An 18,831-nucleotide genomic window follows, 5' to 3' on the forward strand; every position below is an offset into this window, starting at 1 on the left:
TTAAATTTTAAACACATGAAAAAAGTATTATCAATTTTAGTTATCGTATTAGCATTCTCATTTAGCGCAAACGCTCAAGATAAAATGATGAAGCAACCAGTTAAAAAAATTGCATTAGAGCAAACAACTGGCGAGTTTACGCAGAAATCAATTACTGTTAGCGAAGGAACTTATGTTTTCGATGTTGCAAATAACAATGTAGGTAAAGATGTTGGTTTGGTATTGGTAAAAAAAGGTAAAGATGCCTCTAAACCAGAAAACCATATTCAGACTGCATATGTAACTGCTGCTGTAAAGAATAACACTGTAGGTCATTCTAAAGAAACGAAATTAGAAAAAGGCGAATATGTATATTTCTGTCCTTTGAACCCTACTCCGCAATACAGTCTTATTGTTGAATAAGAAGTAATTAGCTATAAATAAAAAGGGCTGTTCTTAAATGAACAGCCCTTTTTTATGTTATAAATTCTCAAATGAAAATGAGAAATATCATTCAATTTAATCTTCTGGCGGATGCCCGTGAATATCTTCAAAAACCGTATCAAAATTCTCACGCAAGTAAGCGTTCAATTTCTTTTGGTAATCATCTTTTAACCAGCTTAAGAAATTGTAAGTACTCTTACTAATACACTTTCCGTAAACATGAATACGATTATCAATATCTTCCTTTAATAATTTAGCTAAAGCTAATGCATCATAAACATCTTCACTGTTTTCTATGCACATATATGCATGGTGAGCAATAGAACGTTCTAAAACAACTTTAGAAGATTCCCCTGCAAACGTTGCCGTTTCGTAGGTTTCTTTAATATCGAAATAAGTTTCTTTAGAGTTTTTAAATTCTTCTTTAACTTCATCAGAAAGCTCAAGCTTAAAATCACTCTCAATATCTTCATCGTCTTTAATACGATCCATGTAGAAATTCGGAGACTTAAATATAGCTCCCCAATCTAAATCTGCACCCCATGGTCCGAAACGATAAAGGTTGTTACCTAAATCAATAACTGTAAATTTCGATTTGTTATTCAAAACCCTAGAACCCCTACCGATCATTTGGTAGTAAAGTGTTAGTGATTTTGTTGCTCTGTTTAAAATAATAGTATCAATAGTAGGTTCATCAAAACCAGTAGTTAAAATACTAACCGATGTTAGAATAGCATCAGGTGTTTCTTTAAACCATTTTAATATTTGCTTACGCTGCTTTTTGGTAGCAGTATTGTCAAGGTGTCTTATGTTTAAACCTGCAGCTTCAAAAGTATGATATACTTGTATAGATGTTTCTATACCGTTATTGAAAATCAATGTCTTTTTGCCTTTAGAATGTTTGGTGTAAGCTTCTAAAAGCTTGCCAAGCATTGCTGGACTCGTATATAAATCAGCTGATGATTTAACGGTGTAATCACCATTAGAACCAATTTCAAGAGATGTAAGTCCCATGTCATACTGAAAAACCTCTGCCCTAGCCAAGAAATCGTTAGCTATTAAGTTTTCTATGGTTTCGCCAGGTATAAGCTCATCATAGTTTTTGTTCATAGGCAAGTCCTTATTAGAACTTAACGGGGTTGCCGTTACACCAAGAACAAAAGAATTCTCAAAAAACTTAAAAAGTTTGGTGAAAGAATTATAGTGAGCTTCATCAATAATAACAAGACCAACATCAGAAATATCTAATTGATCGTCGTTCAACCTATTGTTTAAGGTTTCAACCATGGCTACATAACAACTGTAACGTTCGTGGTCATCAAGATTTGCTTTACTGTTGACTACTTTGTTTACAACACCAAAACTGGTCAGCATTGAAGAAGTCTGGTTACAAAGTTCAATACGGTGCGTCATTACCAAAACTTTCTTGTTATGGTTTTTTAAATACTGACGTACCATTTCGGAAAAAATCACCGTTTTACCACCACCAGTCGGTAGTTGGTATAGAAGATGGTAATCTTCTTTTTCTGAATCGAACTTGTCAAAAATTTGTTGAATTGCTCCTTGTTGATAGCTATAAAGTTCCTTATCGGTCTTTCTATCTTGTAATTCAAAAACTGTCTCTTGCATAAAATCTTCTCTGGAGCTTACAAAGGTAACATTCTCTATAGTAGATTACTAATTCATGCGTTAAAAAGGGTATCTTTTGCGACCATATGTCATCAAAATAAATTGTAAGCGGTTAAATTAATGCAACACATTCATTTTAAAATCTACAAACCCTTCGCAATGTTGAGTCAGATGACATCAGGAGAAGATCGGCAACTACGCAAAAAACGCTTTTTGAGTGAGCTCTATGATTTTCCTGAAGGGATAATGCCGATTGGTCGATTAGATGAGAAATCTGAGGGATTACTATTAATGACTACGGATGGTAAGTTGAGTGACACCATAAATAGCTCAGGAATAGAAAAAGAATACTTAGCCCAACTGGATGGCTTAATCACCCCTGATGCAATTCAAAAAATAGCAGCCGGTGTAACTATCGGAATATTTGGAAAGAAATATACGACCAAGCCTTGTAAAATAAAGGTTTTAAAAGATTTACCATCGCTACCCGATGCAGATATGGCATTACGAATTGGTAGGCACAGACCTACCTCGTGGGTAAGCATAACTATAAAAGAAGGTAAATTTCGTCAAGTTCGTAAAATGACCGCAGCTGTAGGTTTTCCTACAGTTCGGTTAATTCGTATACGAATCGGTGACATGCAATTAGAGAATATGAAACCAAGAGAAGTAATTGCTATTAAAATTACTCTACAGGATTTTTAGGAATACGTTTTCCTGAAAACCTTGAGAATATTGTTAAGCTCTTTTTGCTATTAATGAAATAGACACCTGTTAATAATACAATCGATGCAATCGCTGATTGCGCGGTAATATCTTCGTTTAAAAAATACCACCCGAGAATCATAGCAATTATTGGGTTTACATACGTAGAAGTCGCTACTTTTTCTGGAGATACAATACGCAGCAAGTAATTGAAGGCAGTAAAGGTTACAATGCTACCGAAAACAATCAATAAAGACATAGACCAAAGAACGGGAGTACTCCACGTGTTTGGTGACGACCATTGTTCGCCAAATATGATACTAATAATTAACAACGATATACCGCTGGTGAACATTTGGTAACCGGTGTTTACAAAGAAGTTTTTTGGCAAATCGGCTTTACCAACAAATAAACTACCATAAGACCAGCTAAGCATACAGAAAAAAATTAATACCATACCCAATATCGCTCCGTCTTGAGCAATGATGTCTTTCTGTCCGACTAAAAGAAAAATTCCTGTTACTCCGAGAACTACACCCACTATTGACATAGGTTGTATTTTTTTGCCTTGAAATACGCGCATCATTATTAAAACCACTAAAGGTTGCGCTGATACTTCGAGAGCGGCAAAACTGCTATCTACAAATTTAAGTGCCCAGACTACAACTCCATTTCCAAAAGTTAGAAATAGAAAACCTGCAAGAATGGTATTCTTAAATTGTTGCTTGGTAATTTTTAGAGAGAAGCCTAATATTTTTGATATTATAAAAATAAGACTGCCGGCTATTACAAAACGAATACCTGCCAACATAAAGGCGGGTAATTCTGTTACTGCAATTTTATTCCATAAATAGGTAGAACCCCAAATGAAATAAATGGCGAAAAATGACAATACTACCAGTACGGTGTTACGTTGCATTTTCGCCATTAAAAATCTTTAAAACTAAATTTTCTTAACACGAACGGCGTTCATACCTTTCATGCCTCTTTCTAACTCGTAAGAAACTTTATCGTTTTCCATAATCTCATCGATAAGACCACTAACATGAACGAAATATTTTTCGTTATTCTCAGCGTCTATGATGAAACCAAAACCTTTTGTTGTATCGAAGAAAGAAACTTTACCGTTTCTTACTGGATCGAATTCTTCAACATCACCTTCTTCTTTTTTAGGAATACCTAAAACGATATCTTCTGCCTCAATTTCGACTTTCATTGCCGGATCTGGCGGAGTATCTACCAAGTTTCCGTTGAAATCTACATAAGCAAGTGGAATACCAGAAGTACCACTTTCTTTGGTAGCTGCTTTACGAGCAAGCATTTTTTTCTTTTTTTCTTCACGCTTTTTTAAGCGTTTTTTTTCTTTTTCAGTTTTATTAAATGTCTGTTGTGATTTTGCCATTCGTAATTTTAATGATAATAATAGATTTTACTGTAAAGGAATTGAAATACGTGTTGACGTATATAACAAATGGTAAGTATTTTGAGTAAACTTAATTAATGCCACTTGTTGTAAGGTCATTGCAAGAATCATCTGCATCCCTTTAAAGTTCTGCAAAGATATGATTTGTATTTCAATTATTTAGCATTAGTAAGGTTCAAACTAACAAACTTTTAAGAGACTTTATGATAATTTTTAATTCACATCATATTATATATGCCTCAATTTTGGTTTTCAACCCTTTCTCCTAACCTTAAAATGAGATTAGAATATTTGAATTTAGAAATAATGTTAAAATTTTAAAATCTACAAAATGACCTAACTTATTGCAAATCACATATTTTAATGTTTCATCGAATGGATTTTTGTTAAAAATAGTACCTTTTTATGCATAGTACTGTAACAAATTTGAAATATCCTCGTCTTGTAAGTATAAGAAAATAATTAATCATCAATTTAAAATCAAATATTATGAGAACTTTTATCAGAAATACACCGACAGAAACAAGAAGAAATTCTTTCTTTTCAAGTTTTAAGAATAGTAAAAGAGTACAATGGGCATCATCAAGAAGTCATACCCATTAAAATAGTTACAATAAATATTCATCAATCACTCGGCTAATCACCGAACCTAAAATCAAACATCATGAGAACTTTTATCAGAAACACACCGACAGAAACAAGAAGAAATTCATTCTTTTCATGTTTTAAGAATAGTAAAAGAGTACAATGGGCATCATCGAGAAGTCATACCCATTAAAATACTTACAACAAATATTCATCAATCACTCGGCTAATCACCGAACCTAAAAACAAACATCATGAGAACTTTTATCAGAAACACACCGACAGAAACAAGAAGAAATTCATTCTTTTCATGTTTTAAGAATAGTAAAAGAGTACAATGGGCATCATCGAGAAGTCATACCCATTAAAATAGTTACAACAAACATTCATCAATCTCTCGGCTAATCACCGAACCTAAAAACAAACGTCATGAGAACTTTTATCAGAAACACACCGACAGAAACAAGAAGAAATTCATTCTTTTCAAGTTTTAAGAATAGTAAAAGAGTACAATGGGCATCATCGAGAAATCATACCCATTAAAATAGTTACAACAAATATTCATCAATCACTCGGCTAATCACCGAATCTAAAAACAAACATCATGAGAAATTTTCAAAGAGTATTACTTATAACATCAGTTAAGCATAATTTATTAAATGCTATAAAAGACAAGCAGAGAAAACTATTATCTATTGAAAGACATTTAGCATTCTAATAGTAACGGAGATATGAATTCATCATTCATATCTTTTTTACGTGTATATTTTTTAGATAATACATGCACTAAATTCTCTGTAATACGGTTATAATCGTATACGATATATTATATTTGATATATGTTGGTTAAAATAAATTTAAGAGATCAAGTGCGCAATTACTTGTTGTCAGAGATGATTACGGGTAATCTGAAAACTGGTAAAACTATCAACTTAGCTGCACTTGCTCGTCATTTAAATGTTAGCGTAACTCCAATACGAGAGGCATTAACACAGTTGCAACAAGCACACATTATTAAGGCTATACCCAATAGAGGATTCATAATTGCTGAACTTGATGTTGAAGAGGCGGAAGACTTGTATGAGCTAGTAGCGAACTTAGAAGTAATGGCTATTGAAAATACGGAGTTTAGTCAAGAAGATATCGTTAATTTAAAAAATCAACAAGAGGTTTTTGAAAATGCAAAAAACGCTATCGATAGAATTCAAGCTGATTTAGAATTTCATAAATTATTGACCCAAGGTTATAAAAACAAATTGGCGCTTAAAATTTTACATGATTTAAAGACTCGCATCTTCTTTTATGAACGTGCCTTTACAAATGATGATTCTTTCTACAACAAATCTGACAATCAGCATGATTCTATTATTTCTGCAATTGCCGATGACAATGTACCGACCGCTTCCCTCCTATTAAAAATGAATTGGATGTTGATTTTAAATTACGTTCAAAAGAAACTTACTGAATAGAGAATTTACTCTAATTCTTGTATCAACTCTTGTGCAGATTGGGTTACTTTAATGTACCCCTTATATGCCCATCTAAAGAAAAACAACATTACTATTAATGTTACAGTAAATACTACGTATTGCTCTGTTTTTAAGTTGGTTATAAATACATTCTTATTCGAAATAATTTTCGAAGTTACCGGTACTATAAATAATAGTCCAATAAAACCAACTGCCATACCAATTTGTTGCAATCTTAAAAGTCTATTCTTAGTCTTCAAGTAAAACTTTAAATTTTCTTTATAAGACCCGTTTAAAATATCTATATTTTTTATTTTTTTTAAAGTTGTAAGTACCATTGCGGGTAATACAATTAAAAATGAAAGGGTAAGTACTCCGCAAATTTGCAAGTACCAAGTATCTAATTTACCAAAGTTTAGCAGCACAAAGAATGCTATAGCAAAACAGACTACAGCACCTAAGGTTTCGTATTTGGTAATGGTAGAGAACTTATTTTGATATTTCTTCTTTGTCATATCTAATATTATTTGGTTCGTTAATTTTTTTTGATGATTTAGTTCATCGCTCATTTGTGTCCATGCAGACTGTAGTTCTTCTAGTTCCATGATTAATGCTTTGTCATGTTAGTTTTTAATTTCTTCTTTATTCGAGATATTTTAGTACCTACATTGCTATCGTTCAACCCTGTAATTTGTGCTATCTCTTTATAGCTTTTACCCTCCAGTAAAAGAAAAATGAGTCCTTTTTCTAAGGTGTTTAGATGTTTTAAATGCTGATATAGCAATCGTAATCGCTCTTCGTAGGCATCATTATTAGTGTCTGATTGCTTGATAAAAATATCTGCAATGGGAAGGGAATCTGGTCTTTTCTTTTTTTTCTTGATAAATGTGATTGCTGTATTCATTGCCACACGATACATCCAAGTTGTGATTTTTGAATCGTTACGAAACGAGTCAAAATACTTCCAAAGTTGGTAGACTATTTCTTGAAACAGATCTTCTTGGTCCTCTTTATTATCGGTGTAAATTGAAGTCACCTTATATAATAGCGCCTGATGCTCTCTTATTAAATTAGTAAAGACTGCTTCTTTTTGCATTTATAAAAACCTATTTACCCATTAGTATGAGATTTATGTAGTTTGTCACACTTCAATGTAAATTCTTTTTTAAATTAGAGTATAATAATCCTAACTCATACAACATGAGGTGTATATGTACGTTTTATTAAAAAAAATATTCTGATATGCAGTTTTTAAATTCGGAAATAGAGGCTTTGACAAAAAGAAAAAATACCCCAGCACTAGCTAAAAAGCAAGTATCATGCGGTATTTTTCAAGATATAAAAGATATTCCTGTTAAAGCAGAAACGGTAGTACTTAAAAAAGTATAATCTACTTTTCAAATAACGATGCATCTAAACCAGGAATAAGGTTTAGCGCATTTTTATAGTACAATTTTCTCAACACATCGTCAGGTAGGTTCAAGCCATACATTGCCCAAAATGCATGGTATTTTTTGTAGTACGGAAAATATTCATCGTTGCTTTCCAATACCCTGAAATAAGTAGGAAACTCTTCAGGTTTCCAACTATCTTTTCCGAATAAGACCCTGTCTTGATACTTAATAAAAAAGGCTCTAGCATTTTGCGGTTGTCTACCCAGCTCAGCGATAACAGCAGATATACCCACATTCATATTTGGCATTTCATCTAATAACTCCCCTAATTTTTCAAGGTTATTCGCATGCCAGCCCATGTGAGCATTTATAAATTTGGTATTCGGATGTTTTTTGAACACGTTATGTTGTTCTTGAATAATCTGCTCGAAAGGCGCAGGATCCGTAGCTGTACGCTTTCTTCTAGGGTGCGTTTTTAATTCTAACCAACGTTCGTTATCTGAATTCATATCATCCCAGAAAGATTTTGGATCTGCAGCATGAATTAATACTGGTACTCCCATTTCAGCACATTTAGCCCATATAGGATCTAAACGGGGATCATCTATTGCCAAACGATTACCGTCAACATCTTTATTACGTAATCCTAAGCTTTTAAAAATCTTTAATCCTTTAGCTCCGTTCTTAATATCTTGTTCTAATTGGGCAGCAGCCTGTTTTCCCCATTCCATATCTTTTGCACCTTCAAAATCTACATTAGCAAAGACAACAAATCTATTTGGATAGCTTTTATTAATATTATCAATTTTCTCTTTAAGACTTTCACCAGACCTTCCGCTTAAGTTCACCATTATGGCTTCGTTCATAGCATCCATATGAGAAATTAATCCGTTTAAAGCTTCAACTGACATATCTCGTTGATGGCTATGTACGTCTATAAAAGGGAATTTTGCTTTGGTGATTTCACCACCAGGCACCACCAAAGTAGATGTCGGATTATATTCTTCAAAACCCATTTCTTGGGCTAGTAATGGAGAGGATAGTAAAGTAGTTAGAAGGACAATGAATGTATATTTTAATTTGATCATATTACGAATTAAGCGTGTTATTGGTTCGATTTATTAGATTCTGGTATTCTAAGTTTGTGTCTACATCAGCAATTTGATCTACCGCGTCTAATGAGATAATTATATTGCTTTTATTGTTTAGAATTTCTTTAGCACCGAAATCTCCTTTCAATACAGACAACTCTTCAAACAGCAATTTAGGAAACAATGCAGGTACACCTACATTTTTACCATAGTTAGTTGCTATGATTTTTGATGGATGTTTTATGAACTCTGCTATTAAGGAATTTAAATATTCAAAACTCAATAAAGGCTGATCAGCAAGGCAAATTAATACTCCGTCTAAGGTAGGCTTTTGTTTAAGTAACACTTTAACTCCGAGTGCAATACTATCACCCAATCCGTTTTCCCAATTTACATTAACGATGATATTTATTTTTTTTTCTTTTAAACTACACTGAGTAGTAATAAATTCAGCGTTTGCGCCTAAGACAACATGAAACGAATTAGCATTGGTATTCTGAACAGTTTTAATGGTTTCTAATAAAAAGTTAGAATCTCTCCAAGGCATTAATTGCTTGATGCCATCCATTCTTCTAGAGGCACCAGCTGCCATAATTAGCACTGCTATATCTAAATTTGTTTTCAATTATGAATTGGTTTCAATCTGTCTTTCAACATTACCGGTTTTGTTTTTCGAATAACGGTTAAAATTTCTGCAAGAATTGATATTGCTATTTCTTGCGGAGTTTCTGCACCAATATTCAATCCTGCCGGACCGTGAATACCTTCTATAAAATCTAAGTCAACATCCAAATCATGTTCCAACAATTCAGACAACAATTTCTCTCTGCGTTTTATTGGTCCTAATACTCCCAAATATGTGGGGCTACTATTCTTAAGCATCATTAAATACTTTAAATCTTTAACGTAGCTATGCGTCATTAAAAGAATGGCTGTATTCTTATCTATTGTTTCAACTGGGAAGTCTTCGGGTTCACAGTCAAGCAAAGTATCAATACCAGGAAAGTCTGAAATTGATTTATTTTCCTTCGGAGTTACGGCAACATTAACTTCCCACCCCATACTTAATCCGAAATGTGCTAATTGAACAGTATCATGCTCACTACCTATTAATAAAAGTCGTTGACAAGGTTGCATTGTTTGTGTAAAATACAAAGCTTGAGACTGCGTTTTGGTTTTTACATTAAAAGTGTATGACTTAGAGTTAAGCTTTATGAAGCTGCCATATCCATCTAAAATACCATATTCCTTTTGGTATGAGGTATGAAGCTCAAAAGATTGACGATTTTCAATGACTGTGCTAAAATCTTCTATGAGTGCTTCACTTGGGGAAAAAGATTCTAGCAATATGTAAAGTATACCTTCGCAACCCAATCTAAATCGACCATCGTAGGTCATTAGTTTTGCAGTTTTATTCTCAAATACAGATTGTGCCTGAAACAAAATTTCTTTTTCAACACAGCCACCACTAACCGCACCTATCATTACATCATCTTCACGAATAAGCATACGAACACCAGGCTTACGATATGAAGAACCGTCTAAATCGACTACCGTTGCCAAAACGCATTTTATGTTTGCAGATGTAGCAATGATATACTCTTTAATAATATTCTTGAATTCGTGGGTCATTAATTACAGCTTTACTACTTCTAAGTTAGTAAAATTAAGGCTAATATTTCGAAAGTACATTTGACTTAAACCTAAAGAAATATAGGTCTTTTGAGAACTTTTGACATGTGATAGCTTCCGCTTTAACAATCTTTAACATTTATTTTTTCAATCGCCATAATTTAAATAAACTTTGTCCGTTCTGCTAGTTGAACCTATAATTAATGAATATGAAGAATTTTTTTAAGAGTTTCAGTGTGTTATTTATCTTAACACTACTTGTTTCTTGTGGTAATGCAGATGATGATGTAAGCTTGAACCTAAATACAGGCGACGGATTAGGAAAAGGTACTGAAGTAGATGATTGTTTAGGACTCGAAGAAGGAGAACTGGTTTTATCTATACAAGAACAATATACAACTCTACCTGGTAAAGTATCTGTATTTTTTAGAGTATCAGATACAGGCGGTAACCCTGTACCGGGTTTAACGGCAGATCAATTTACTATTTACGAACAAGGTAGAAATGACGATTGTTTCAACACCATATCTACATCAGAGTCTTCTGCACGTATATCACCAAACTCACAGATTTTCTCAAATAACACTTTACTAGTATTAGATTTAAGTAATAGTGTGTTGAGTAGTAGCTTAGAAGAACTGAAATTAGCATCTACGAGTTTTATAGAAGCAGTTATGCCGGCAACAGCATCAGAATCTGTAAAAATGGCTATTTATTGGTTTGACGGTGAAGATGAGTTGCATTTATTAAATGAATTGACATCTTCAAGAGTTGAACTTACAGCGGCAGTTGATGGAATTACTGATGATATCAGTAATGACCCTTCTACAGATTTGTACGGTGCAGTTATAAAGTCAACAGATATTGCATCTGATTTGGTTAAGGTATCTACTGCAGATGGTAAAATTGGTGCAGCTTCAGTTGTAATATTTACAGATGGTACGGATCAAGCTTCTCGTTTTACAGAAGAAGCAGCATTGAAAAAAGTAGATGAAGCGAATGCTAACATATCATTCTTTAGTATTGGTTTAGGTGCAGAAATTGACACTGAAGTTTTAACAGCTGTTGGTAAAACCGCTAGTGTATTTGCTACCAATAAAGATGAATTAGAAAGAACATTTAGAGACATTTCTGAAAAGGTATCTGAAAGAGCTAATAGCTTTTACTTATTTGAATACTGTAGTCCTAAAAGAGATGGTAGTGGCGAAAACAACTTAGCTATCGAAATCAACACAGGTTCTAGACAAGGTGCAGTACAGACCAAGTTTAGTGCAAACGGATTTACAGGTGGTTGCCAATAGGTAATTATCAATCAAAATATAGAAAGAAGCATGAAAATGCTTCTTTTTTTTTGCACTAAACTGAAATCAACAACCTGCTGATAATCATTTTGTTGAGCTATATATTACCAAAGCGATGAACATAGCTTCTGTATTTAAACATCCGTTTAACGATTTGTGCCGTATATAAAACCGATTAGACTAATATTAATTAAAAGAGAACAAAATGAAAAGATTATCCTTAGTTACTATAGTATCGGTAGCGCTTTTAACTTCATGTGTATCTAAAAAGAAATTTGTTGCATTAGAAGATAACCTATCTCAAACACAGAGTACGTTACAAAAGACTCAAATTGAGAAAGAAGAGCTACAAGCTCAAATGACAAAAATTGAAGCTCGTGTAGAAGAGTACAATTCAAAAATCAACTCATTGAAAGATATGAACGATAGTCAGTTCACTAGTGTTGATGATGTTGCTGTTATGAGTAACAATACAAAAGCTAAGATGAGAAATACATTGAAAAATGTTGATCCAGCTAAATTAGCAGCTGCACAAACATTACAAGATTCAATGAACTTGGCGATATCTTACAAATTGAAGCAATCAATTTCTGAAGAAGGTGAAGATATCGATGTTAGTATTGATAAGACTGTAGTAATGATCAATATCTCTGATGAGTTATTATTCAACACAGCTAGTTATAATGTTAGCAGTAAAGCAAACAAGATTTTACAAAAATTGGCAGATGTAATTAAGTCTGAGCCAAGTATGGAAGTTATGGTTGAAGGTCATACAGATTCAAGAACAATCAACACGCCGATGGTTTCTGATAACTGGGATCTAAGTGTAAAACGTGCGACTTCTATTGTACGTAAATTACAGAAAGAATATGATGTAGATCCTTCTCAATTAATTGCTTCAGGTAGAAGTAGCTACTTGCCTTTAGTGGAAAATGATTCTAAAGATCACATGGCAATGAACAGAAGAACAAAAATCATCATCTTACCTAACTTAGATAAATTCTTTGCACTTTTAGATGCAGACGATAATAAGTAAGATTTACGGTATTATAAAAATAAAAAGGGAAGCATTTGCTTCCCTTTTTTTATGCTTTAAATTTAAACCAGCTATCTAAAGATCATTCCGTTTGGCACTTGTATTTCAGATTCTTTTAAGTTTACCAAAAATCCGTTAATCACTGCGAACTCAGTAACTCCGTCTTTTTCTAAGAAGAAAGTTGGGTTAATACCTGGCATTAAATTCAACTCAGGAACGATGTATTTTGTCCCTATTAAATGAACTGGGTAAGGTGAATTAATATTTTTTGCAGGGAACGTTGATAAACGCAAATAACCATAACCCTGTTTCAGTACATCATTAAAATTCAAGCCTTCAATATTACCAAAATTATTTAAGGTTTTCGGATACACCTTTGCTTGTTTAATGGTGTAACCAGTGGCATCAAATGTTTCATAACCATAATACGTAGAAAGATCTCCTTGATCTAAAATTCTACTACTATACCAGAAAGAATTGTGGTCTGGGTAATCTACCTCAATCTGATTCATACCAATATCTATGGTATATGTATTGCCCATAAGATTATAGTTGGCACCAACAATTTTTAAATCGAATAACTTTCTATCGTTCTCCGGAATTTTCTCGTATTCTTCAATTCCGATAGCTTCATATGATTTTTGAGCAATAGTATAAATAGCCGATAAAATAGACGTGTAATTCAACTTTCTGATTTCTTGTTTTTCAACATCTTCAGCATATCCACCAGATTCAATTAAAATAGTGCTTGTCCCCCATTTTTGAATATTATCTCCGAACGCTCTTGGTTCAAAATCATCATTATATCTACCAACTTGTCCTGGTGCATATTTCTGTAAAATATCATTCATAAAAACGATGATTTTCATAGCATTACCACGGGTTTCATTAATATCTTTCTCATAATTATAAGCCGGAGCCAAATAAGATATTGTTGCAGGTTTTTCGGTACGCTCAGCATTATAATATGTGCTTTGATCATGAAGATTGAATCCGAAATCGGCATCAAGACTATCTCTTACTCTTTTTAAAGTTTGAGATTCTGGTGACTGTAAACGCAATGCATCCCTGTTAATATCTATGCCTAGCAGATTTCTACGTTGATAAAGTTCAGCCCCATCAGGATTTAGCATTGGTAAAAAGTGAACCGTTAAATTAGCAAGAATCGCCTCTTTCTCCTCTTTAAAATCTTCACTATTAAAGAAATTAAGAATATCAAAAATAGCTTGTGTAGCCGTTGGTTCATCACCATGCATTTGAGACCAAAGAAAAACATTGGTTTCCCCAGTACCAATACTTATCAAGCTTAAATCTTTGCCTCCAATAGATTTACCGACCGTATGTACTTTAAACTTGTTATTAGCAGAAAGTTTGTCAATAAGCGGTTGAATATCGGTTCTTTTTATGCGCCGTTTGCCAATCGAGCTTTCTTTATAGTTTTCGTAGGTATCGTATAATTGAGTAGTAATATTATCAGATTGCCCAATAACCGATAGCGAGCATAAGCTTAATATGGATAGAAGTATGTTTTTCATGTATTGTTATTCTTTATTTTTTTCTATTATTTAATGGGTAGTTCTTTAAAATCTAAATTCGTTACTGCCTTTCTTACGTTAGCCATAAATTCAGGTCCTGGATCTGTCTTTACAGTTCTATAGCTTTCATCTATTTCTAACCACAATGGATGATTCTCAAAAAGGGTGTATTCATAATGTCCGATTAAATAGTCAATATCATACTTATCTTTCAAATACTTCACTAACCAAATATTAGATTTTAATTGTGCTTTGGTCAAGGGTAATTCTTCGGTACCACCAACATTTTCCACTCCAATAGCACAATGGTTCAGCCCTATAACATGGCGCGCCATGGTCGTTTCTGGCAATAGCTGATAAATTGTACCATCTCTATCGACCATAAATTGAGAAGACACATTTAAGCCACTTACATTTTTAATGTCTGGTCTCCAATTGGGCAAAGTTACAGGGTCGAAGGCTTCAAATGATTTTTCGAATGTGGGAATGACCGTCCAATGTAAAACAATCATTTTAGGCTCAATTTTTGGGGAATCTTGCTCTAATCCATATCTGTTTTGAAGATACTCCAACGTTAATATTTTACGCTCTTCATTAAAAGTTATCGGGTGTTCTACAATTGTTTTTGTAGAAGAGCATGATACTAATACCAAGCCCAAAACAAAATAAATTATACTCTTTTTCTTCATTCAATAATTTCTAAACTATCCTTTTCAACGGCGTACGAAATGTTGATTTTTCTCCTGCCCCATTCTTTTGCTTCATTTACATCTTCGCCCATGTAAATATCTATTCTATTTCGCCAACGCGAATGCATTTTGTCTTTTACTATATAGACACCTTCAAAAGTGTCTATTTTAACCATGGTGTTATAGCTTAATCCTTTCTTTAACAAATCTCTAGAAACAGCAATCCATTTTTGACCTGGCTTTATAGAATCTCCCCATGCTGTAATTGCTGGGTGCTCGTATGAAGTTTGGTACGGTAAAGAATTATAGGCAGTTGCGGTAACGGTCATTGGTACCCAATCGTACTTATCATTCAAAGGTTTATCTGTACAACTAAGCGCTATAACAAGAGATAAAACAATGAATAATTTGTTCTTCATACCTACTAATGTAGTTTATTTTCTAAAATTAAGAGATCGGTATAGCTTTCCTTCCAAGCATCTGCTATATATTCTGGTACAGGCGTAAAAGAATAATTCAATGCGCTTAATACCAAATCATCGTCTCCATCATTATCAATATCGGCAACATCCATCAAAAACCATCGCCCCAAATTTATATCTGCAAAATGCTCAGATGTAAAAGAATAGTTTTCACTGTCCTCATTTTTTAAATACACAATGTTATAATCTGGGTGCTTCTCATAATCAGGAAACGTTGATAACAACGCAAAGTCTACATCCCCATCTTGATCAAAATCATTGGCAATAACTCTAGTGGCGCCGTTTAAAGGAAAGAAGAAGGTTTCTTTAAAGTTATTGTTACCATCATTTAAATGAATACGCATACCGTGGTAAGGCTTATGAAATATAGATTTATCTGCATTATCACCGTTGACGGTTATAATATCATCAAATCCGTCTCCATTATAATCAACCAATTCAAACCAACTAGAGCCATAAACGGGACTAAAACGAATTACTTTGTCAAGCTCAAAAGTCAAATTTTCTTTTTGGTATAATATGTACATCGCTTCATCGCCTTGTGCTGCCATTACTACTAAATCTTTTTTTCCATCGCGATCCATATCCTTTGCAATTACTCGTATCGTTCCGGGTACATTCAGTAATGTTTTGTTCTTATAGAATCCGTATTCATCTTTTTCAAGTAACGTTAATTTACCTTTTAGGTTACCGAATTCGCTAATAATAATTTCTTCATTTCCATTATTATTTAAATCGATATATAAGGTGTGTACAGGTCTATGTAATGAATCTTGTAGAACAGCGGTTGCGCTTCCATTTCTAAGAACAGATTTTCCTCTAGGTATTTCATTTGGGTCCATCACACCCATGTTGGTCACAAAAATACTGTCGCCAATTATTCGTGCATCTGTAATGGCTAAATCAAAATTACCGATGTCGCTATTGGTATTTGTTGTAAGATCATACGCGCTTAATACTCCTCTCCTATTACCGGTAAGTACTTGATGATGCAGTGTGTCTATACTTAAAAAAGTATATAGATTGCCTTTAACACTGTCTAATGCAACAGGTTTGGCGTTAAATTGAGATAGTTCAGCATTTTCAATTTTAACAGGATTGTTTACAACGCTATCTGGTGCCATGCTAATTATATAATCGACCAACAACTCCCAATCTTGCTCATTTATAATAGGTCTACTGGGATAGATTCCGGTTTTGATAATAGCAATTTGCTCATCGAAAGAGTATTCATAATAGGGGTGGTTTTCTGGGGTAATAATTCCCAATCGAGCACCCATATCTGGCAGTATATTATCTCTCCATATATCTTTTGGCAAATCATTGATATTCGGTGCTATATGACAGCTGGCACAATAATTTTCATAAAGTACCACTTCTTTAGGACGTTTTTCTGTGTTACACGATACAATAAAGCATAACAAAATAAGGTAGAAGGCAGATTTTAAAGCCATTAGAATTAGTTGGTTTTGTTGAATTCAGATTTGAAGAATGGAAGATACCTATACCCCTATAATCTTGCAAGTGATAAATGCAGGCTTTTCTTTAAATTTGTACTGCTATGAAAAAAGAAAAGAAACCAGATAATGTAGTTTTCAATGAAGATACCCAAGAGTATCACGGAAAACTATCCCCTTTTGCAACCGGAGTGTCAGCACCAAAAATTACTCCGCCAGATGTAACTTCTTGGAAGAACACACATATTGTAAGTGCCAATAATCAGTTTAAGGCTGAATATGAAGCACTACAAGCATCATACAAGAAACTGATGGATAATTTTGAATACAACAACCTTGTATACAGCGCTAAATTCAGTTTTGAGCCAATTGTTGGTAAAGAATATCATTTATATAAGGCAAAGGATGAAAGCACATTTCTATCATTGATTTTACCTCAAGAATGTAACTTTAACCATGTTGGTAGTTTTAAACTTACATCAGATAAAACATGGGAAAAACTAAAATAATTCAACAACAATAATTAAATAAAGAACACCTTAAGAATGAGAAAAAGAAAACTGCTTTTAGGTATTGTCTTAGTAGGTATCATTGCTGCGGCATATTTCAACTACCCTAAACTAAATCTAATATCGGGTTATGCTTCTAAAAACATGGCTTCCTGTGTTTTTATAGCAGATAGAGACCCAGATGATATTACATTGAACGATAATGATATGCCATTAATAAAATTGGCAGATACAGAGGTGTCAAATGAGAATAAATCTGCTACTGCCAAGGTATATGGACTAATGCCAAGAACAGCGGTTTATAAAGAAGGACTTGGCGCTGTACTTACCAATAAAGAGTTTTCTAAGCATAATTTCGATATTGTTCCCAATAGATTTAAAGTACAAGATTCACTGCCTTTCCCTTATGGAAATAACGGAGTTATCGATACGGTACTAGAAAATGTAGCTTATGATAAATTAGAAGTGGCATTCGAAAATGCTTTTCAGGATCCTGAACAAAAAACAAGATCTCTATTAGTAGTTCATAAAAACCAAATTATTGGGGAGCGGTATATTCGAGGGTTTTCTAAGGATACAAAAATTCTTGGGTGGTCAATGACTAAAAGTATTTTGTCTACACTTTATGGTATTTTGGAGTATCAAGATAAAATTGATATGAATTATAAACCTTTTTCTGATGAGATTAGAATGAAAAGTCAGAAAATGAATGTTACGCTAAATCATCTATTACGCATGCAAAGCGGATTGGAATGGGACGAGAACTATTTTAAAATTTCTGATGTTACCCGTATGTTGTTCTTAGATTCTGATATGACTTTGGCACAACGCAATAAAAAAGTAATTGCCGAACCAACAGAAGTTTGGAACTATTCTTCTGGCACCACGAACTTACTTTCTGGTATTCTAAGAGAGCAGTTTAATTCGCATCAAGAATATTTAGATTTCCCCTATAAAGAACTGATTGATAAAATTGGAATGAATTCTATGCTCTTAGAAACCGATTTATCTGGCAACTATATTTTGTCATCTTACGGATGGGCAACAACAAGAGATTGGGCTAAATTCGGATTGTTATACTTAAATAAGGGAGATTGGAATGGTAATCGCATCTTTTCTGAAACATGGTCAGACTACGTTGCTAAACCTACTATAAATTCAAACGGAACCTACGGAGCACACTTTTGGTTGAATGCCGAAGGAAAATATGAAGACATTCCCACAGACCTATATTCAGTAAACGGATTTCAAGGGCAACGCATCTTTATAATACCTTCAAAAGATCTTGTTGTTGTCAGAACCGGACTCAAAGAACAGACCGACGAACAATTCAATACCCTATTGAAAGAAATAATAGCTTCTATTCGATAAAAAGGGCAAAACTTTAACCTTTTAAATGCAATACCACATTTTTTGAGCAGTTCACAACAAATTTCTCTTGTTTGCCAACAATAGTTTCAAAGAACTCTAA

The 18,831-nt window shown here is 33.5% G+C and carries 20 protein-coding genes; 8 read left to right on the forward strand and 12 right to left on the reverse strand.

Features of this window, described 5'->3' with window-relative positions:
- Nucleotides 1–15 precede the first annotated feature (15 nt).
- Nucleotides 16–402 carry a hypothetical protein gene (locus tag QSV08_RS05675; RefSeq protein ID WP_073244282.1) on the forward strand — a complete coding sequence of 129 codons (387 nt, stop codon included), beginning with the start codon at nt 16–18 and terminating at the stop codon, nt 400–402.
- 96 nt (nt 403–498) lie between these two features.
- Here the strand turns inward: QSV08_RS05675 and QSV08_RS05680 are convergent, their stop codons facing one another.
- The gene (locus tag QSV08_RS05680; protein WP_324027359.1) at nt 499–2,052 is read right to left on the reverse strand and encodes a DEAD/DEAH box helicase; all 1,554 of its coding nucleotides are present in this window, start codon (nt 2,050–2,052) and stop codon (nt 499–501) included.
- A 120-nt stretch (nt 2,053–2,172) separates the two neighbouring features.
- Here QSV08_RS05680 and QSV08_RS05685 point away from each other — a divergent pair, with 120 nt between their 5' ends.
- Complete coding sequence (locus QSV08_RS05685) at nt 2,173–2,757, forward strand: pseudouridine synthase (protein WP_324027361.1); 585 nt, start codon at nt 2,173–2,175, stop codon at nt 2,755–2,757.
- Here QSV08_RS05685 and QSV08_RS05690 read toward each other — a convergent pair.
- Nucleotides 2,738–3,685, reverse strand: coding sequence for an EamA family transporter (locus tag QSV08_RS05690; protein WP_324027363.1), 948 nt, complete (start codon nt 3,683–3,685; stop codon nt 2,738–2,740). The two genes, QSV08_RS05685 and QSV08_RS05690, sit on opposite strands and share 20 nt — an antisense overlap.
- A gap of 15 nt (nt 3,686–3,700) precedes the next feature.
- Entirely contained in the window at nt 3,701–4,159 is a 459-nt protein-coding gene (locus QSV08_RS05695) for a cold-shock protein (RefSeq protein WP_324027365.1), read from the reverse strand.
- A 1,445-nt stretch (nt 4,160–5,604) separates the two neighbouring features.
- On the opposite strand from QSV08_RS05695, the gene QSV08_RS05700 reads away from it, so the two are divergent.
- A complete protein-coding gene (locus QSV08_RS05700) occupies nt 5,605–6,234 on the forward strand; it encodes a GntR family transcriptional regulator (RefSeq protein ID WP_324027367.1) in 630 nt (209 codons plus the stop codon).
- Between the two features lie 5 nt (nt 6,235–6,239).
- Here QSV08_RS05700 and QSV08_RS05705 read toward each other — a convergent pair whose 3' ends face one another.
- Together QSV08_RS05705 and QSV08_RS05710 are read right to left on the reverse strand one after the other, a co-directional pair.
- The gene (locus tag QSV08_RS05705) at nt 6,240–6,839 is read right to left on the reverse strand and encodes a hypothetical protein (RefSeq protein WP_324027368.1); all 600 of its coding nucleotides are present in this window, start codon (nt 6,837–6,839) and stop codon (nt 6,240–6,242) included.
- Nucleotides 6,840–6,841: 2 nt separating this feature from the next.
- A complete protein-coding gene (locus QSV08_RS05710) occupies nt 6,842–7,330 on the reverse strand; it encodes an RNA polymerase sigma factor (RefSeq protein ID WP_324027369.1) in 489 nt (162 codons plus the stop codon).
- A 146-nt stretch (nt 7,331–7,476) separates the two neighbouring features.
- Here QSV08_RS05710 and QSV08_RS05715 point away from each other — a divergent pair, with 146 nt between their 5' ends.
- The gene (locus QSV08_RS05715) at nt 7,477–7,623 is read left to right on the forward strand and encodes a hypothetical protein (RefSeq protein ID WP_324027371.1); all 147 of its coding nucleotides are present in this window, start codon (nt 7,477–7,479) and stop codon (nt 7,621–7,623) included.
- Nucleotide 7,624: 1 nt separating this feature from the next.
- Here the strand turns inward: QSV08_RS05715 and QSV08_RS05720 are convergent, their stop codons facing one another.
- Genes QSV08_RS05720 through QSV08_RS05730 form a run of 3 tightly spaced genes read right to left on the reverse strand, consistent with a single transcriptional unit; the run spans nt 7,625 to nt 10,351 of the window.
- Nucleotides 7,625–8,716: an amidohydrolase family protein gene (locus tag QSV08_RS05720; protein WP_324027373.1), complete on the reverse strand. Its 1,092-nt coding sequence runs from the start codon at nt 8,714–8,716 to the stop codon at nt 7,625–7,627.
- A 1-nt stretch (nt 8,717) separates the two neighbouring features.
- Nucleotides 8,718–9,344, reverse strand: a complete 627-nt coding sequence (locus QSV08_RS05725) for a nucleotidyltransferase family protein (protein WP_324027375.1) — start codon at nt 9,342–9,344, stop codon at nt 8,718–8,720.
- Nucleotides 9,341–10,351, reverse strand: coding sequence for an XdhC family protein (locus QSV08_RS05730; RefSeq protein ID WP_324027377.1), 1,011 nt, complete (start codon nt 10,349–10,351; stop codon nt 9,341–9,343). The genes QSV08_RS05725 and QSV08_RS05730 overlap by 4 nt, the downstream gene beginning before the upstream one ends.
- A 209-nt stretch (nt 10,352–10,560) precedes the next feature.
- On the opposite strand from QSV08_RS05730, the gene QSV08_RS05735 reads away from it, so the two are divergent.
- Together QSV08_RS05735 and QSV08_RS05740 are read left to right on the forward strand one after the other, a co-directional pair.
- On the forward strand, nt 10,561–11,652 hold the full coding sequence (locus tag QSV08_RS05735; RefSeq protein WP_324027379.1) for a vWA domain-containing protein: 1,092 nt from the start codon (nt 10,561–10,563) through the stop codon (nt 11,650–11,652).
- Nucleotides 11,653–11,857: 205 nt separating this feature from the next.
- Entirely contained in the window at nt 11,858–12,688 is an 831-nt protein-coding gene (locus tag QSV08_RS05740) for an OmpA/MotB family protein (RefSeq protein ID WP_324027381.1), read from the forward strand.
- Between the two features lie 71 nt (nt 12,689–12,759).
- On the opposite strand, the gene QSV08_RS05745 is transcribed toward QSV08_RS05740, so the two are convergent.
- Genes QSV08_RS05745 through QSV08_RS05760 form a run of 4 tightly spaced genes read right to left on the reverse strand, consistent with a single transcriptional unit; the run spans nt 12,760 to nt 16,848 of the window.
- Nucleotides 12,760–14,223: a M14 family metallopeptidase gene (locus QSV08_RS05745; RefSeq protein WP_324027383.1), complete on the reverse strand. Its 1,464-nt coding sequence runs from the start codon at nt 14,221–14,223 to the stop codon at nt 12,760–12,762.
- 26 nt (nt 14,224–14,249) lie between these two features.
- Nucleotides 14,250–14,912: an N-acetylmuramoyl-L-alanine amidase gene (locus QSV08_RS05750; protein ID WP_324027385.1), complete on the reverse strand. Its 663-nt coding sequence runs from the start codon at nt 14,910–14,912 to the stop codon at nt 14,250–14,252.
- Nucleotides 14,909–15,331: a 3D domain-containing protein gene (locus QSV08_RS05755; protein WP_324027387.1), complete on the reverse strand. Its 423-nt coding sequence runs from the start codon at nt 15,329–15,331 to the stop codon at nt 14,909–14,911. The genes QSV08_RS05750 and QSV08_RS05755 overlap by 4 nt, the downstream gene beginning before the upstream one ends.
- A gap of 5 nt (nt 15,332–15,336) precedes the next feature.
- On the reverse strand, nt 15,337–16,848 hold the full coding sequence (locus QSV08_RS05760; RefSeq protein ID WP_324027389.1) for an FG-GAP-like repeat-containing protein: 1,512 nt from the start codon (nt 16,846–16,848) through the stop codon (nt 15,337–15,339).
- A 107-nt stretch (nt 16,849–16,955) separates the two neighbouring features.
- On the opposite strand from QSV08_RS05760, the gene QSV08_RS05765 reads away from it, so the two are divergent.
- Both QSV08_RS05765 and QSV08_RS05770 read left to right on the forward strand, forming a co-directional pair.
- Nucleotides 16,956–17,360: a DUF2452 domain-containing protein gene (locus tag QSV08_RS05765; RefSeq protein WP_324027391.1), complete on the forward strand. Its 405-nt coding sequence runs from the start codon at nt 16,956–16,958 to the stop codon at nt 17,358–17,360.
- Nucleotides 17,361–17,396: 36 nt separating this feature from the next.
- Nucleotides 17,397–18,731: a serine hydrolase domain-containing protein gene (locus tag QSV08_RS05770; RefSeq protein WP_324027393.1), complete on the forward strand. Its 1,335-nt coding sequence runs from the start codon at nt 17,397–17,399 to the stop codon at nt 18,729–18,731.
- The last annotated feature ends 100 nt before the right edge of the window (nt 18,732–18,831 follow it).

Source organism: Maribacter sp. BPC-D8 (genome assembly GCF_035207705.1).
GTDB lineage: Bacteria > Bacteroidota > Bacteroidia > Flavobacteriales > Flavobacteriaceae > Maribacter.

Bases quoted from the DNA above. Each gene is read 5' to 3' on its own strand.
- QSV08_RS05675 (WP_073244282.1), top strand. From the start codon at position 16: ATGAAAAAAGTATTATCAATTTTAGTTATCGTATTAGCATTCTCATTT.
- QSV08_RS05680 (WP_324027359.1), bottom strand. From the start codon at position 2,052: ATGCAAGAGACAGTTTTTGAATTACAAGATAGAAAGACCGATAAGGAA.
- QSV08_RS05685 (WP_324027361.1), top strand. From the start codon at position 2,173: ATGCAACACATTCATTTTAAAATCTACAAACCCTTCGCAATGTTGAGT.
- QSV08_RS05690 (WP_324027363.1), bottom strand. From the start codon at position 3,685: ATGGCGAAAATGCAACGTAACACCGTACTGGTAGTATTGTCATTTTTC.
- QSV08_RS05695 (WP_324027365.1), bottom strand. From the start codon at position 4,159: ATGGCAAAATCACAACAGACATTTAATAAAACTGAAAAAGAAAAAAAA.
- QSV08_RS05700 (WP_324027367.1), top strand. From the start codon at position 5,605: ATGTTGGTTAAAATAAATTTAAGAGATCAAGTGCGCAATTACTTGTTG.
- QSV08_RS05705 (WP_324027368.1), bottom strand. From the start codon at position 6,839: ATGGAACTAGAAGAACTACAGTCTGCATGGACACAAATGAGCGATGAA.
- QSV08_RS05710 (WP_324027369.1), bottom strand. From the start codon at position 7,330: ATGCAAAAAGAAGCAGTCTTTACTAATTTAATAAGAGAGCATCAGGCG.
- QSV08_RS05715 (WP_324027371.1), top strand. From the start codon at position 7,477: ATGCAGTTTTTAAATTCGGAAATAGAGGCTTTGACAAAAAGAAAAAAT.
- QSV08_RS05720 (WP_324027373.1), bottom strand. From the start codon at position 8,716: ATGATCAAATTAAAATATACATTCATTGTCCTTCTAACTACTTTACTA.
- QSV08_RS05730 (WP_324027377.1), bottom strand. From the start codon at position 10,351: ATGACCCACGAATTCAAGAATATTATTAAAGAGTATATCATTGCTACA.
- QSV08_RS05735 (WP_324027379.1), top strand. From the start codon at position 10,561: ATGAAGAATTTTTTTAAGAGTTTCAGTGTGTTATTTATCTTAACACTA.
- QSV08_RS05740 (WP_324027381.1), top strand. From the start codon at position 11,858: ATGAAAAGATTATCCTTAGTTACTATAGTATCGGTAGCGCTTTTAACT.
- QSV08_RS05745 (WP_324027383.1), bottom strand. From the start codon at position 14,223: ATGAAAAACATACTTCTATCCATATTAAGCTTATGCTCGCTATCGGTT.
- QSV08_RS05750 (WP_324027385.1), bottom strand. From the start codon at position 14,912: ATGAAGAAAAAGAGTATAATTTATTTTGTTTTGGGCTTGGTATTAGTA.
- QSV08_RS05755 (WP_324027387.1), bottom strand. From the start codon at position 15,331: ATGAAGAACAAATTATTCATTGTTTTATCTCTTGTTATAGCGCTTAGT.
- QSV08_RS05760 (WP_324027389.1), bottom strand. From the start codon at position 16,848: ATGGCTTTAAAATCTGCCTTCTACCTTATTTTGTTATGCTTTATTGTA.
- QSV08_RS05765 (WP_324027391.1), top strand. From the start codon at position 16,956: ATGAAAAAAGAAAAGAAACCAGATAATGTAGTTTTCAATGAAGATACC.
- QSV08_RS05770 (WP_324027393.1), top strand. From the start codon at position 17,397: ATGAGAAAAAGAAAACTGCTTTTAGGTATTGTCTTAGTAGGTATCATT.